The following is a 13334-nucleotide window of genomic DNA, read 5'->3' on the forward strand; positions in this document are numbered from 1 at the left end:
CAGGGGTGCTTCGAGGTCATGCCGAGCCTCCTGCGGAACGGGTCCGGGGTGCCGCCAGGCGGCGGTCCGCCTCGCGCAGGGCGGAGCGCAGGCGGTCGGCCTCGGTCCTGAGCGACTGTTCTCCGTCCGGGGTGAGGGTGAACACGCGTCGGGGGCGTCCGTCCACCGTCTCCTCGCGCTCGACGCGGATCAGCCCCTCAGCCAGCAGGCGGTCAAGGGTGCCGTAGAGGCTGCCTGCGCCCAGTCGCACCCGACCGTCGGAGATCGCGGCGACCTCGTCCCCGAGCGCGTAGCCGTGGCGCGGCCGGTCGGCGAGTGCGGTGAGGAGGAGGAAGGTCGGCTCCTGCATGGAGCGTTTGTTCTTCACCCGGCACACCGTAGTACGGTCACCGTAGTATCCGGCAAGAGGCGCCCCCGTTCTTCTCGGCCGACTGCGGGCCGCCCGCCCGGCGGCCCTCCGCTTCGCCGGGCCCCGCCCGCACCCCGGGCGGCAGCGGCGCGAGGTCCTGGGACACCCTTCCGTCCCGACTGTGATTCACGTCACTGCCGGCGGCTCGGTGCAGCACCCGGCCCCGTTCCGCCGTCATGGGGGCAGTGATCAGGACGGGACGAGGAGAGGAGGTCGGCGGGTGAGGTTTCGCAGGAGCGGTCCGGGCAACGGATTCACGGAGTTCGTCGCACAGCGGTCGGGAGCGTTGTTCCGCACCGCGTATGCGCTGACCGGTGACGTGCACGTGGCCGAGGATCTGGTGCAGGAGGCGCTGGAGCGGGCGTGCCGACAGTGGCGGAAGGTCGCGGTGGCGGACTCGCCGGAGGCGTACGTGCGCAAAGTGCTGGTCAACCTGGCCAACGACCGCTGGCGGCGGCTGTCGCGCCTGGGCGAGCGCCCCGGGCTGTCGGGGGTGCCCGAGACGGCCGACCCCCGGGACCGGTTCGGGCAGGTGGATCTGCGCGCGGAACTGATCGAGGCACTGCTCGGGCTGCCGATGGGCATGCGCAGCGTGGTGGTCCTGTACTACCTGCACGATCTGGACGCCCGGCAGGTCGCCGACGTCCTGGACATCTCTTCGAGTGCGGTGAGGTCCCAGCTCGCCCGCGGCCTGGCCAAGCTGCGCGATTCCGTATCGGGCGCCCAGGCGCCGCACACGCCGTCGGCAGCTTTCGGAGGTACGAAGTGAGGAACACGTCGTCCGGACCGGCCCCGTTCGAGCCGGGCCTCGAAGCCGAGCTGCGTGCCGCGGTGGCCTCCTTCGCCGACGGGCCGACGGCGCCGGTCGTCGACGCGGCCGCGATCGAGCGAGCCGTCAGCCGCAGCCGCACCCGCCGGGCGCTCCTCGGCACCGCTGCGGCGTGCTGCGTGCTGGCGTGCGCCACGGTGGGGTTCTTCGCGCTGAAGCCCGTGCCGCCCGCGCCCGGTGCCTCCCCGTCCCTGTCCTCACCGGCGAACGGGGCGTGCACCCCGCTCGCCACCGGCACCCCCAAGAGCGGAAGCGCCGATGCGACTCCGACACAGAAGCAGGAGCAGACCGCGGGAGCGGGCATCGCACTGCCGGACCTGGCCGGCATGCCGGTCGAACAGGCCGGAAGCCTGCTGCGCGGACTCGGACTGAGCTGCACGATCATGCGGCACACGGACTGGAACGCTCCCGCCGGGCAGGTGATCAGCAGTCAGCCCCGGGGCGGCGCAGAACCGGTGGCACCGGGCTCGTCCGTCCTCCTGCTGGTCTCGACGGGCAAACCCGGCGGAACCTGAGCGACCGGGCCCTTCGGCCCGCGCACCGGCCGAGTGACCCAGGGGCCGGTGCCGGGCAGTCCGTCGACCGCGGCGCACCGGCTGGACGCCCGCTCCTCCGGGCCGCTGCTGGACTTTTCCGAGGGGCGCGTGCGGGGAGGGGAGGGGGGAGGGCTCCTGCCGGTGGGGCGCAGGGCCGTGGCGTCGGCGGAGCATGCGCGCACAGACGCTCCGCCCGTGCGCGCGCCGACCCGTGCCAGCTGCTATCCAGGACTCATGGGTCGTTTGAGCAGGTCACAAGGCATCTACAGGTGTCAGGAACGTGAGGCTGAGCGGCCGAGTCGGTCCCCTTCCTGCAAGTGAGAACCCCACCAGGGGTGAACGGAACGCGAGACTGTCCCCCCCTTGCGGTCCGTTCACCCCTGAACGGACCTTCGCCCACCCGGGCCATGTGCCGATCGTTCAGGGTGAACGGACTTTCGCATACGACGGCGGGTAGGAGACGGGTGTGAGCACGTTCCCGTACGGCTTCGACGCGGAGAAGCTACGGGCGGCCCGCACCGCCGCCGGCGCCCCGGTCGCCCGGATCGCCCGGATCGCCCGGATCGCCCGGATCGCCCGGATCGCCCGGATCGCCCGCGAGGTTGGCGTGACCGAGCGGGCGGTGAGCCTCTACCTCGCCGGTAGCCGCGTTCCCCGCCCGGAGCTGCTGCCCCGGCTGGCCAGGGCGGTCGGCGTCGCTCCGGCGGACCTGTGCACCGTTGAGCACGAGCGCCTGGTCCACCTGCGCGTGTTCACCGGCCGCAGCCGCGCCGAGATGGCCAAGGCGCTCGGCATCGCTGAGGAGACCTACCGCCAGTTGGAGACCACCGGGCGCCGTGCCACCCGCGCCCACTACGACAGTGCGCGTGACGAGTGGATCGCCTGGGACGACTGGGCCGCGCCGGCCTTTCGCGCCACCCCGAGCGGGTGCGGGCCGCCCTTCGCCGTACCGAGGAGTACTGGCCGGTGCTGCGCGAGCAACGGTGGCAGCGCATCCGCGAGGCCGACCCGGGGTGGGCTGCGCTGGTGAAACAGAGGGTCGAGCGGGCTCCCCGGCGTCAAGGAAGGCGGGCAGGGCCGCATCGGTAGGCCGGCTGCCGCCCAGTCCCCGGTACCCGGACCTCGCGGCCGACCCCGCCCAGGCCGCTGAGCACGCCCGCCGGTGGTCAGGGCCCAGGAAAGCGCAGGACGTTGTCGGGAACGCCGGACCGGTCCTCGGCGTCGTTCAGGCGCTCGGTGAGTACGGCGCCGGCCAGGGCGAGCCTGGTGACCTGCTGACGGAGTTCGCGGATCTCGGCGTTCTGCTCGGCGATGGTCTGCTTGAGTGCGGCGACGGTCTCCCGCAGGCGCTTCTCGGTCTCCGGGATCTGTCCGGTCTCGGTGCGGACGCGCTCGTAGAACTCGTTCTTCAGGTCGGCGTGGCGCTTCATCAGGGCCATGCGGTGAATGCCGGCTTCGACCGCGAGGGCGGCGGCGGTGAGGCTGCCGTTGGAGGCTGTGGCCCGGCCGGTCAGGAGCCGGTCGATGGCCTGCCGGATGCGGGTGCGCTCGTTCTGGTGGTTCGGGTTCATCGCGGGGCCTCGGCGGTCTGGGCGCTGGAGTCGTGGGTGTCGGCCGCGACGCGGAGCCGGTCGGCGTTGGACCGCAGACGGCGGCCGACGGGTGGTGGCAGGCGGTCGGCGAGGCGGCCGAGTTCGTCGGCCCGGGCCCGAAGCAGACGGGCGTGGGTGTCGGTGCGGACGGTGTTGGCACAGCCGGATCGGCAGTCGTACTGGCGGGGCGAGTTCGCTCCGGGGTCCGGTTCGCACAGGGCGTTGTCGCGCTTGAACGCGCAGATCAGCAGGGCGTCGGGGTTGTCGAACAGGACGATGCCGTCGCGGGCGAGGTAGTCGCGGGCCTTGTGGACGAAGGTGCGCGGGACGATGCGGCCTTCGAAGCGGGGTACGTGGGCGGCCGCGGTGAGGGCGCGCTGGGCGGCGGGGCCGGAGATGCGCTCGCCGGCGGCAAGTAGGTCGCGGAGGCGGGCGGCGGTGTCGGCCGCGGCGAGCGCGGACTCGACGTCGAGGACGGTGTGGATGCCGCCGCGGCTGCGGGTGCCGTAGCCGCTGGAGGTGCGGGCGTCCAGGACGGTTCGCATGTGGCCGTACTGGATGGCGAGGGCGACCAGGCCGCCGGGGCGGCGGGCGATGTGCCAAGCCAGGGTGCGGCGGAAGCGGCTGGTGTTGATCGGGCCGTGCGGGTCGTCGGGGATGCTCTGGCCAGTCAGGTCCTTGGTGGCGGCTTCGTCGTTGATCCAGGTCACGAAGTCCTTGATGCGGATGTTCAGGGTGCCGGCCTTCAGCGCGCCGGCGCGATCCTGGGTGAAGTGGTGAGCCGAGCCGAAGAGGAGTTCACCCGAGGGCACGATCCGCTCCAGCACGCGGATGGCGTTGACGACCGGTGTGATCGCGACCCGGGGGACGGCCCGGACTTCGCCGGCGGAGACGTGGTTGCCGTCGCTGTCGGTGACGTTCTTGAAGTGGCGGCCGCGGATCAGGTGGCGTCCGGGTGCGCCGTCGACGGTGGGCTGCGGGTCGGGGCAGCAGCCGGAGCGCAGGCTCTGGACCTCCTGGGGCCGCATGCCGGTCAGGTAGAGGCAGATCACTGCGGCGCCGGTGCACCAGGTGCCGCATCAGCTCCGCGGTCTCGTGGAAGTCCATGTGTTCGCGCCAGGGCCGGCCGTCGAGACGGCCGCGGACGGGGACGTCCATCCGGCAGGGGCCGGGTTGCTGTTCCACGGCGGCCACCAGGTCGTGCTGGAGGGCGAAGCGGTGGATCTGGCCGACGCTGGCGCCGGTCAGCGCGGCGATGTACTGCCGTGCCAGCGACGCCTTGTGCGTGCCCGCGCCGGCTGGCAGGGCCTTCCTGTCCCGGATCATCGGCAGCAGCAGGTCTTCCAGCGCGGCCCAGGTCGTCGTCGTGGCCTTGCTGGTCGCGGCGAGGTCGATCAGACGGCGGCGTTCGTTCCAGGCCGTGAGGATGTCGTCGGCGAAGTCATCGACGAATCGGATCGACCAGGCCAGCAGCGGGCCCAGGACCTGCGGGTCCAGTGGCTCGGTCGTGTTCTCGACGTGTCCGCCGTCGGCGGCCGGCAGGAAGTCGTCCACCCCCTCGGTCTCCCAGGGCGTACGGGCGACGCCGGTCGGTGCAGCGCTGAGCCGGTCGAAGGCCCACAGGTCCGTCAGGCGGCCGCAGACGATCGCCGCGGTGGTGCGCGAGAGGCCGGCCAGGCGCTCGCCGATGAACGAGCGCCAGCGCTCGGCGGTGCAGTCGCCGAGGTCGGTGACGCCGTTGCGGTGCAGCCAGCGGGCGAGCTGCATCCACTCGCTGCAGGTGGAGTACATGTCGCCGCCGGAGGTGCGCGCGCGGGCCTGGACCCCGCGGTCGTGGAGGTAGGTGGGTCTGAGCTGGCCGTTGATCATCGTCCGGGCGATCAGCTTCAGTTGGCCCTGCAGCGGCGCCGGGCAGTTCCTCCAGGAGATCCGCTGCAAGGGGAGGCAGGGTTGTCGATGAGCGGGGCCATCGCCCAGAAGGGGTCCCGGTAGCGGGAGTTCGGGTGGGTGTTGCCGGGGCTGATCCACTTGGCCAGCACCACAGGGCTGTCCGGGTTGGGCATGGGCAGCACGTACGGGTCTGCCCCGGTGCCGGCCTGGGTGGCGGTCACGGTCGGATCGTCCCTTTCAGCAGCAGGTGCACCAGGGTGCGGTCGTCGGCGCCGGCCCGGTTGCCGGCTGCGTCCCACCCGGCGGCGCCAACCCTGTCCTGCAGGTCGTCCAGCCGGCTGCCGGACTCGCCCCAGCGCTCCTGCCAGGCGTCCGGGGGAAGTACGGAGCGCAGGCTTCGCAGTTCCTTGTGCAGGAGCGACAGGCGGGGATGGTGGCCCGGGTGGACGTGGGCGTTCGGGCAGCCCAGGCACAGCAGGAAGTCCGCCCCGCAGCCGCCCTGACCGTCCGGTCAGGGGCTGGACGCCTCGTCCTCGCAGTCCGCGGTGGCGGTGGCGGTGTGCCCGGGCCGGGGCCGATCGACGAGCCGGCCGCCGAACACCGCCTTCGCCTGGGCGAGCGCCTCCTGGGCCCCGTCGGCGAAGACGTCGTGGGAGGCGCGCTGGACGTTCTCGTCGGGCAGCACGTAGATGCTCTCGTGGGTGCCCGGCGCGTGCTGGAGCGGTCGGCCCTCACGGATCACGGTGCTGCGGCGGCTGCGCTGGAACAGCGCCCCGCTCAGGCCGTGGGTCTTCGACACCCGGGCCGGGGACCGCTGCATCGGTACCGGAACCGGCAGCTCGCCGAAGTCGAACCGGCTGCGGGTGCCCTCGGCGTGAGCGATCGTCACCACCAGCCCGTCCGGCGCCAGAGCCTGCGCGGCGCGGTGCCCGTCCGGCGGCTGGGCCGCCCTGCGCCCTCGCCCGCTCACGCGCCCACCCGCCCGGCCAGCAGGATGTCGATGTCCTGGATGCCCTGCGACTCCCGGGCGAGCCTGGCGAGGACCTCGGTCAGGTCCTCCACCGGGCGGTCCCGGTCGTCGTCCGAACCGGCAGCGGCGAGGATCGGCTCCAGCTCCAGGTGCGCAACGGGAGCGAGGTAGTGCCGCTTCGTGGTCTCCACGTCGGCATGGCCCAGCAGGGCCTTCACCAGCACCACGGGTCGCCGAACAGCAGCGCGAAGTCCCGCCGATCCGCCTTCGTCAGCCCGAACCGGGCCTCCACCAGCGTGTTCAGCAGGACCAGCATGTAGAGCGCATAGGAGTGGCGGGCGGCGTGCGGCGTCGCGTACGGGCTGCGGCCGCGGACCTCCGCGAGGCGAAACTCCCGCCCGACCTCCCGCTCCAGGCCGGTGAGCAGAACCTGCTCGCAGCGCCGGTTCGCCGCCGCGAAGACCCCGTTCCAGCGCTCCGGCGCCATGGGAAGGCCCTGCTCCGTCAGCCACAACCAGGCCGGCTCCGGACCGTCCGGGCCGTCGAGGAACAGCAACTGCCGCTCCCTCCACCCCAGCCGTCCCACTTCGTGCCGGCCCGGCACCCCGCGCCGGTCCACCCACTCCACCGACGGCCTGCGAGCCGTGGTCACCGCGGTGACCACACGCAGCTCCGACAACCGCTCGTATCGCCCGGCTGTCGGCGCCGCGGCAGGGGTGTGGCCGCGCAGACCGATGTTCGACCACAGGCCCCATGTCCGCGGCGTCAGCCACAGCACGTTGGAGCTGACGGAGTCCGCCGCCCGATCTTCGCTCCGGCCCTCGTCCACGGGCAGCGGCTCGACCTTCGCCCACCGGAACAGCCTGGTGAACGCGGCCGCCTCCCGGTTCCGCTTCGTCCCGCCGACGCGCCGCGGGTTCTCGACCGCCCTGCACCGCCAGTCCCGGTAGTCCACGAGATCGCGCCGACTCGCCTTGTGCCAGGGCACTCCGCGCTTCGAGAGAAACGTCAGGAGCGGGCGGATGTCCGTCGCGTAGTTCCGCTTCGTCTCCCGCTCCAGGATCCGGAACTGAGGGGAGCGGACGAAGTCCAGGAGATCGGGGTCCACTGTCCCGTCCGGCGCGACGAACACCGGATCACCGGGCCGCAGCCCGATCCGGGCCACCTCCGTCGGAAGGTTCTGAACCCCCGCGACGCCCTCGGACGGCATAGTGCCCCAACGGTCAACGTCGGGTACCCACACCACTTGCCACTCGATCAACCGACGCCTCCCTGATGCTTGAACTCACAGAATCATCAGAGAAGTGGAGTCGAGGAGTTCACCGAGCCATGCGGTCGCGAACTCCGACACCTCCGGCCGCCGCAGCGCCAACACGGCCGTCGTCCGAAGGACCAGCAGGCGCTCCACCGCACCCGGCTCAGCCGCGAGCCGCCCAGGGTCGGTCCCCTGTTCGTTGCGCCCACGACCGGAGGCGGATCTCCGGCGTCGGCGGACGGGCCCGGTACGGATGGCCGCGTGATCATTCCTCGCCGGTTCTGGCGCCGTGCCTCGGCCGCCCTCGTCGCCCTGTCCGCCACGCTCGTCCTGGCCGCCGTTCAGTGCTGCCAGGCGGTGGCGGCGGCGAGGGCGGCGAGCTGGTCGAGCGTCAGGGCCGGGTTGCCGGGCTGGGCGTCGTAGCCGGTGGTGCCGTTGTTCTCGGAGATGCTCACGCGGGTGCCGTCGGGCAGGAGCGCGTCGACGAGCCAGCGGACGGGCGGGGTGGGGGAGCTCTTGGTGGCGCCGGAGGTCGAGGTGATGACGTCGGCGCCGCTCCGGGTGCGGGTCGGGTGCCCGCCGGCGGCGAGATCGGCGAAGAGGCTTCGCGGATTGCCGTCCTTCATCCACTGCGGCGTGACCGAGATGGACAGCAGACTGGTCCGCCCGTCGACGGTCACGATGAGATGGGCCGCCCCCGGGGTGGTCTGCGGAGTGCTGCCGCGGTCACGCTGGACGTCCGACGGCAGGAGGCTTTCAGCGGTGGTCAAGATGGCGTCAGGAAGCGGGAGTTGGGACCTCGCAGGAGTGTTGGTCGAGGTGGCGAACACCTCGAACACCGGGTTCCACGCCGGGCTGCTGACCACCGCGGCCAACTGCTCGACGGACAGGGCGGGTTCGGTGCGGGTCAGCGGCGGGCCGGCCGTGCGGGAGTTCAGTTCGAAGAGGCGGACGCGGCGGCCGTCGGAGCCGGTCCAGATCGCGGTCCAGGTGGAGGTGGGGCCGCCACCGGGTTCGGGGGTGAACTTCTGAATGACGAGGATCGAGCCGTCCGTACCCACGGTCCGGGTACAGCCGGCGGTGGGACGCTCGGTCGGATCCACGCACTGGGTGCCCTCGGTCCCCGGGCCGATCGGCAGCGCGACCCAGTCGGTGCTGAGGGTCATCGCCGAAGCGCCCCGGCCGTCGTCGTACGCGACGTGCGCGAAGGGGCCGCCGAACTGGGCGTCCGAGCCCTCGCCGTACGTGTCGTCGACCCGACCGGGCGGCAACAGGGACGTCAAGGTGTCGATCATGAATTGGCCGGTGACGGCCGGGTTCGCTGGCCGGCGGACGGCCGCGGGTGCGTTCGCACCGCCCGGCTGCACGGCGATGCCGCCCAGAACGACCAGTGTCATCGCCGCGCCCGCTGCCGCGGCCGCGGCAGCGCGTCGGCGCAGGACCCGTCGCCGACCGAGGCGTTCGCCGGCATCGGCCAGCACCTCGCCGGACGTGTCGGGGGCGAGATCGGCGGCGTCCCGCAGCAGTTCGGAGACGGCGTTGTCGGAAGGCATGGGGAGAACTCTCCTGCGAGGGTCAGTGACGGACGAGCTCGTCGAGTTGGTCGCCGAGGACGGCGCGGATGCGCTCCAGCGCCCGGCTGCTGCGCGAGCGGACACCGCTGGCGCTCAGTTGGAGCACGGCGGCGGTCTCCTCGACGCTGCGGTCCTCCCAGAAACGCAGGACCAGCACGGCGCGGTCCTGCGGGGGCAGCGCGCTCAACGCCCGCAGCAGGGTCAGCCGCAACGAGGGATCGGGATCGCTGACCGCGACCTCGTCGAAGGTGTCGGTCGCCTGCTCACTGCTCGCCCGCCGTCGACGGTGGGACAGAAAGGTGTTGACCAGCACGGTCTGGGCATAGCCGGCCGGATTCCCCAACCGGGCTATCTTGCGCCACCGTCCGTAGACCCTGCCCAGGGCCTCCTGCACCAGGTCCTCCGCGAGATGCGCGTCACCGCCCGTCAACAGGTACGCAGTACGCAGGAGATGACGTCCTCGCGAGACCGCGAACTCCCGGAAGTCCGGAGGCTGCGCCGGATCGGGACTGGCCGATGGATGCTTCATGTCTCTTTAACGCGACGTGCCTGCCGCCGCGTCCCGGGCGGGACGGCTCATCAGGACGAAGGAGCGGCAAACGCCGGGCCGATCCACAGGCAGGCGCCTGCGGGCGAGGCTCCGATAGGGTGAGCTGATCTCCGGACTCGTACGCGTGGGGGCGCAGCAGTGACGACCGACGTGACGCCCGAACTGGCCGAGGCGATCCAGCATGGCTACGACCAGCGCGACCGGGCGAACATGGCGCCGACGATCGCCTACTTCCAGGCGCTGCTTGCCGAACACCCGGACCACCCGGTCCTCGTGTACGAGGTGGGTGGCGCCTACGACACTGCGGGCCAGGAGGAGACCGCCCGCGGCTACTACGAGCGCGCGCTCGCCCTCGGCCTCGAAGGCGACGTCCTGCGCCGGTGCCTGTGCCAGTACGCCAGCACCCTGAGGTGGCTGGCCGAATTGGACGAGTCGCTGGCGGTGCTCGACCGCGCCCGCAGGGAATTCCCCGACTCCGACTCCGTCCGCGTCTTCCGCGCCCTGACCCTCAACGACGCCCAGCGGCCGGACGAAGCGGTGGCCGAGTTGCTCTCCGTCGTCACCGGCCATGCCGAGGTCACCGACCTCGGACGGTGGACAGTCGGGCTGCGCGGCCTCGCCCAGTGGCTCGCCGACGGCCGCCCCGAATAGGAAGCATCCGCCCTGCACCTCAGCTGGTGCGCGCACCAGAAACTGGCATGCGCACGGCAGCGCCTAACGGAAGATCGGCTCTCTGTCGCGATGAGTGGCTGTGGGGGCGAGGGTTCCTCTCTCATTCCAATTACCCGCTCCCAGCGCGCGTCGACGCGGACGGCCGACCGGCTCGGCGTCGCGCCGGGCTTGCCGCACGGGCCCCAACTCGGCCACCAGGTCAGTGATCACCACCTGCGACAGGCCGGTGATCCGACGCTCCGAGACGATCAATGCACGTGTCGCCATCCCCACCACGAACGGTCCAACGAGCCGACCGCACATGGGCCACAGCTGACCATGCGCAAGGTCGTAAAACTCCGGCATGGGGAAGCCGCGAATGCGCCTGGCTAAGCTCTCGATCATGTGGAGACAAGTAGTCCGGGAGGTCTTTCCCGAGGCAGGCTTCCAGGAGCCGGCTCAGGCGTTCGAAATCGTCGAAGCCGAGAAGCGGCTTGGGCGAACGCTGCCTGCGGAGCTCAGGCAGTTGCTCCTCGAGAGCAACGGGATCACCGGCCGCACCCATGTGGACACCGTCTGGACCGTCGACCAGATCGTCCAGCAGAACCTGCTCTTCTGGTCCGACGAATCCTTCGCCCAGCTGTATATGCCTTTCGACGCCCTCCTGTTCTTCGGGGACAACGGAGGCGGTGATCAGTTCGCCTTGGTGCAGAAGCCCGAGCGTCCGGACGTGTTCGTCTGGGAACACGAGAGCGACAGCCGCAGGTGGGTGGCCAACAACCTGCGGGACTACCTGGGTCGTTCGCTTCGCACTGGTGGAGACGACTGGTATCGGCTGTGAGCCACCGTCGGTGATCTGGCGCCGAGGCTGAGGTGTCGCAGGCCTGTCGGCTTCAGTATGCAGGGAAGGCGAACGTGGAGGTGCTCGACCTCAACCTGGTGGCCGCTGTGTCGACGTTCGTTGGCGAGGATTTCGGTGAGAACGGATGCCCTGTGCCAGCCCCCGGCGCATCCGATGGCGATGGGTCGGGGCCCTGTAGCCGGCGGGGTTGGCGATCAGCTCGCGGGCGCCGGTCGTGTTGAGGACGATCGGCTGGACGCGAGGGGTGAGGCCGCCGAGGCCGAGGATGTCGCGGGCGGCGGACGGGCCGCGGAGCCGGCTGCGGACGTCCTCGACGCGGTCAGTGGTCGGCGGCGGCCTCCCTTGAGGTGCAGGTAGCCGAACGAGATCAGGCGTACCGGGTCCATGGCCGGGCTCTCCTGTCGTGGACCCGATACGCCTGATCTCGTTCGGGACCACCTCCGCTCACTCCCGGCCCACACACCAGCGGTAGAGCTCTCCACCCACTCCACTGACTCTTCCCCCGTCCATCGCCCAGGCAGGCCAGTGAACACCGCCGCCCTGCGCGACGCCCTCCGCGATCTCGGCATCCCCAATCGACGCCCCGCAACCTTCCCCCACCCGACGTCTCGTCCTTCAAACCTCTGCCCCCGTCATCGCCAAGGCCTCGGCTGTCACGGCAGAACGGCCACCCCACTCGTCACCGAAGCCGGTGGAACCTGGAGCCGATGCATCAGCCGGGATCGAGTCCCGTGACCCGTGGGCTGCCAGACGAGAACTCACACGACCGAGGCCCTGAAGGGGTCGGTGGGAACCATCTCGGCCTCGTCGAGGAGTTGCTCCAGCGACTCGTGGCCATGACGTCGACGGAACTCGTTCTCGGCTGCCGTCACTGGCAAGGCCCACAGGATGCGGGCGTGTCCGGCGGGCAACGGGCAGCGCTCAAGCTCGGGCCCGTGGAGATAGGGCAGGCTGATCAGCAGGTGGTCGCAGGCCGAACCCGGCACCCACGGTTCACCGATCGGCATGCTGTGCTCCAGGTCGAGCCGATGCCCTCCGCAGTGGTAGTACGCGATCATCGCCATGAGTTCGACGAACCGCTGGTCACGGACCTGGGCGGTCATGACGAACTCAAGTCCGTGGCCGGCCCGCTCCTCCGCGGACCAGCAGCCGGCCGTCACATGGGCCCAGCAATCGCTGCGCGGGCCGGGACCCACGACGAGAACGCGTAGGTCGGCCAACGCCTCTCGCCGCCCCGGCCCGATGTCGTACTCGACGACCTCCACCGGATGCCCGTCGAAGAACCTTCGGACATGTGACTCGACGACCTCCGCCGCCCGCACCGTCGCAACACTCACCGCGCGATCAGGCCAGACCGCCGACGGGCGCTTCGACCAATCACTCAGTGTCACACAGCGCTGGCATCTGCGAAGACGGGCGCGGGCGGCCGAGCGGGTCTCGACGACCATCTGACGAGACGGTCGTGGCCGAGGCCGGGGCGGTTTCCGGCTCCAGGAACGGCGAGCGCTCCACGGACGGCAGGCGCGGGAGGCGGTCGGCGGCAACCGGCTCATCGACGGCGGACGAGGAAAAAAGCAGCCCCACCGGGCTGTGATCGGTACTCATCGCCACAGTCTGTCCCATCGCCAGCACCTCGATCGCACCGGGTCGTTCGACTGCACCGCTGTCGGGCTGGTGATGCCTGCTCCCCCGCAGCTGCTCACCCTCGCGGGCGGGACCCACGCGGGTTCTGTCAGGCGCGGGCAGGTTTGGCGTGAGGTGGTGTCCCTGGGGTCGCTCCAAGTGAACAGGTCCGGCACGAATCGGGTCCGGGCATCCCGATCGACATCGACGAACTCCGGCAGACGATCACAGGGCCGGAACAGCAGATCGTCGACATGCCACATTCCTGGGGCAGCGCCCACGGTGCTGCCGCTGCTCGCGGCGTCCGGGCTGCGCCTGCTGCTGATGACCCCTCGGGGTGGGTGCTGCTCCACCAGGCGTGGCACCAGCAGCGAGGGGCCGCTTTCGGGTGGGGCTGGTGGCCGACCCTGGGCAAGTCGTCCTGCCTTCTGCTCCTCGGCGTCGCGCTGCCGAGGATGGTCCACCTCCCCGGGATCCTGAAGGCCGAGCAGGGCTGACGGACCGTCACGCTTCGGCGGCTGCCGGCTACCGGCTACCGGCGGAAGCGCGCGAACAGGCCGGACGGCCCGGACTGTTTCGGCATGGCATCCGGC

General features: G+C 71.3%; 17 protein-coding genes. 6 read left to right on the forward strand and 11 right to left on the reverse strand.

Translation table 11 applies throughout. The features are described 5' to 3' along the window. Positions 1 to 16: 16 nt before the first annotated feature. Positions 17 to 349, reverse strand: coding sequence for a PadR family transcriptional regulator (locus CG736_RS02965; protein WP_073810844.1), 333 nt, complete (start codon positions 347 to 349; stop codon positions 17 to 19). A gap of 280 nt (positions 350 to 629) precedes the next feature. Here CG736_RS02965 and CG736_RS02975 point away from each other — a divergent pair, with 280 nt between their 5' ends. The 3 genes from CG736_RS02975 (at position 630) to CG736_RS02985 (ending at position 2804) form a co-directional block, all read left to right on the forward strand. After that, entirely contained in the window at positions 630 to 1178 is a 549-nt protein-coding gene (locus CG736_RS02975; RefSeq protein ID WP_100584537.1) for a SigE family RNA polymerase sigma factor, read from the forward strand. Then, the gene (locus CG736_RS02980) at positions 1175 to 1753 is read left to right on the forward strand and encodes a PASTA domain-containing protein (protein ID WP_100584538.1); all 579 of its coding nucleotides are present in this window, start codon (positions 1175 to 1177) and stop codon (positions 1751 to 1753) included. Before CG736_RS02975 ends, CG736_RS02980 begins: the two co-directional genes overlap by 4 nt. A 487-nt stretch (positions 1754 to 2240) precedes the next feature. Further along, positions 2241 to 2804, forward strand: a complete 564-nt coding sequence (locus CG736_RS02985; RefSeq protein ID WP_100584539.1) for a helix-turn-helix transcriptional regulator — start codon at positions 2241 to 2243, stop codon at positions 2802 to 2804. A 136-nt stretch (positions 2805 to 2940) separates the two neighbouring features. Here the strand turns inward: CG736_RS02985 and CG736_RS02990 are convergent, their stop codons facing one another. The 9 genes from CG736_RS02990 to CG736_RS03015 form a co-directional block, all read right to left on the reverse strand. Then, a complete protein-coding gene (locus CG736_RS02990; RefSeq protein ID WP_100584540.1) occupies positions 2941 to 3345 on the reverse strand; it encodes a hypothetical protein in 405 nt (134 codons plus the stop codon). Further along, positions 3342 to 4193: a hypothetical protein gene (locus tag CG736_RS38780; RefSeq protein ID WP_369879774.1), complete on the reverse strand. Its 852-nt coding sequence runs from the start codon at positions 4191 to 4193 to the stop codon at positions 3342 to 3344. Before CG736_RS38780 ends, CG736_RS02990 begins: the two co-directional genes overlap by 4 nt. Next, positions 4165 to 5235: a hypothetical protein gene (locus CG736_RS38785; RefSeq protein WP_198520332.1), complete on the reverse strand. Its 1071-nt coding sequence runs from the start codon at positions 5233 to 5235 to the stop codon at positions 4165 to 4167. The genes CG736_RS38780 and CG736_RS38785 overlap by 29 nt, the downstream gene beginning before the upstream one ends. 17 nt (positions 5236 to 5252) lie before the next feature. Next, on the reverse strand, positions 5253 to 5477 hold the full coding sequence (locus CG736_RS38790) for a hypothetical protein (RefSeq protein ID WP_198520333.1): 225 nt from the start codon (positions 5475 to 5477) through the stop codon (positions 5253 to 5255). A gap of 290 nt (positions 5478 to 5767) precedes the next feature. Next, positions 5768 to 6226: a hypothetical protein gene (locus CG736_RS03000; RefSeq protein WP_157815377.1), complete on the reverse strand. Its 459-nt coding sequence runs from the start codon at positions 6224 to 6226 to the stop codon at positions 5768 to 5770. Then, positions 6223 to 6453 carry a hypothetical protein gene (locus CG736_RS38795; RefSeq protein WP_369879776.1) on the reverse strand — a complete coding sequence of 77 codons (231 nt, stop codon included), beginning with the start codon at positions 6451 to 6453 and terminating at the stop codon, positions 6223 to 6225. The genes CG736_RS03000 and CG736_RS38795 overlap by 4 nt, the downstream gene beginning before the upstream one ends. Then, on the reverse strand, positions 6441 to 7334 hold the full coding sequence (locus tag CG736_RS03005) for a site-specific integrase (protein ID WP_369879777.1): 894 nt from the start codon (positions 7332 to 7334) through the stop codon (positions 6441 to 6443). Before CG736_RS03005 ends, CG736_RS38795 begins: the two co-directional genes overlap by 13 nt. Positions 7335 to 7822: 488 nt before the next feature. Then, positions 7823 to 9034: a hypothetical protein gene (locus CG736_RS03010; RefSeq protein WP_100584542.1), complete on the reverse strand. Its 1212-nt coding sequence runs from the start codon at positions 9032 to 9034 to the stop codon at positions 7823 to 7825. Between the two features lie 22 nt (positions 9035 to 9056). Then, positions 9057 to 9584, reverse strand: coding sequence for a SigE family RNA polymerase sigma factor (locus tag CG736_RS03015; RefSeq protein WP_100584543.1), 528 nt, complete (start codon positions 9582 to 9584; stop codon positions 9057 to 9059). Between the two features lie 159 nt (positions 9585 to 9743). Between CG736_RS03015 and CG736_RS03020 the strand changes: the two genes are divergently transcribed. Further along, positions 9744 to 10256: a tetratricopeptide repeat protein gene (locus CG736_RS03020; protein ID WP_198520334.1), complete on the forward strand. Its 513-nt coding sequence runs from the start codon at positions 9744 to 9746 to the stop codon at positions 10254 to 10256. A 379-nt stretch (positions 10257 to 10635) separates the two neighbouring features. After that, on the forward strand, positions 10636 to 11097 hold the full coding sequence (locus CG736_RS03025) for an SMI1/KNR4 family protein (protein WP_232733750.1): 462 nt from the start codon (positions 10636 to 10638) through the stop codon (positions 11095 to 11097). 779 nt (positions 11098 to 11876) lie between these two features. On the opposite strand, the gene CG736_RS03035 is transcribed toward CG736_RS03025, so the two are convergent. Beyond that, positions 11877 to 12566, reverse strand: coding sequence for a suppressor of fused domain protein (locus CG736_RS03035; protein ID WP_232733751.1), 690 nt, complete (start codon positions 12564 to 12566; stop codon positions 11877 to 11879). 516 nt (positions 12567 to 13082) lie between these two features. Here CG736_RS03035 and CG736_RS35865 point away from each other — a divergent pair. Then, a complete protein-coding gene (locus CG736_RS35865) occupies positions 13083 to 13238 on the forward strand; it encodes a hypothetical protein (RefSeq protein ID WP_157815378.1) in 156 nt (51 codons plus the stop codon). Positions 13239 to 13334 lie beyond the last annotated feature (96 nt).

The organism is Kitasatospora sp. CB02891 (genome assembly GCF_002803145.1).
Classification (GTDB): Bacteria; Actinomycetota; Actinomycetes; order Streptomycetales; family Streptomycetaceae; genus Kitasatospora; species Kitasatospora griseola.

Bases quoted from the DNA above. Each gene is read 5' to 3' on its own strand.
- CG736_RS02965 (WP_073810844.1), bottom strand. From the start codon at position 349: ATGCAGGAGCCGACCTTCCTCCTCCTCACCGCACTCGCCGACCGGCCG.
- CG736_RS02990 (WP_100584540.1), bottom strand. From the start codon at position 3,345: ATGAACCCGAACCACCAGAACGAGCGCACCCGCATCCGGCAGGCCATC.
- CG736_RS38785 (WP_198520332.1), bottom strand. From the start codon at position 5,235: ATGATCAACGGCCAGCTCAGACCCACCTACCTCCACGACCGCGGGGTC.
- CG736_RS03010 (WP_100584542.1), bottom strand. From the start codon at position 9,034: ATGCCTTCCGACAACGCCGTCTCCGAACTGCTGCGGGACGCCGCCGAT.
- CG736_RS03015 (WP_100584543.1), bottom strand. From the start codon at position 9,584: ATGAAGCATCCATCGGCCAGTCCCGATCCGGCGCAGCCTCCGGACTTC.
- CG736_RS03025 (WP_232733750.1), top strand. From the start codon at position 10,636: ATGCGCCTGGCTAAGCTCTCGATCATGTGGAGACAAGTAGTCCGGGAG.
- CG736_RS03035 (WP_232733751.1), bottom strand. From the start codon at position 12,566: ATGGTCGTCGAGACCCGCTCGGCCGCCCGCGCCCGTCTTCGCAGATGC.